1 protein-coding gene is annotated in these 278 nt (G+C 40.3%); it reads left to right on the top strand.

All coding sequences use genetic code 11. From position 1 onward, the window contains the following. The coding region (locus HC176_RS19490) for a tyrosine/phenylalanine carboxypeptidase domain-containing protein (RefSeq protein ID WP_167920598.1) at positions 1 to 278 on the top strand (278 nt) is incomplete at both ends.

The following is a 278-nucleotide window of genomic DNA, read 5'->3' as shown; positions in this document are numbered from 1 at the left end:
AGGCTTCTGGAAGAGGATTATGGTTTTAGCGCCCAAAGATCTTTTAATATCACCTCCCGAATAATGCAGGGCGGAGGTTTTACAAAGGATATTTCGTACCTGAAAGGATTACTGCAGCTAAAAAAACACCTGGAAGATGGAGGTGAGATCTCTCCCCTGCTTACAGGCAAGTTTGCTCTGGAACACCTGCAAATCATTAAGGAACTAGAGGAAAGAAGGGTTTTAAAGGCGAATAATCTTATTCCACGCTATTTAAATACAGAAGAAACTAAAGAAAA

The sequence above is a fragment of the Tamlana crocina genome (genome assembly GCF_012037625.1).
Note: the sequence above shows the minus strand (reverse complement) of the source record. Positions and strands in the feature narration are given on the sequence as shown.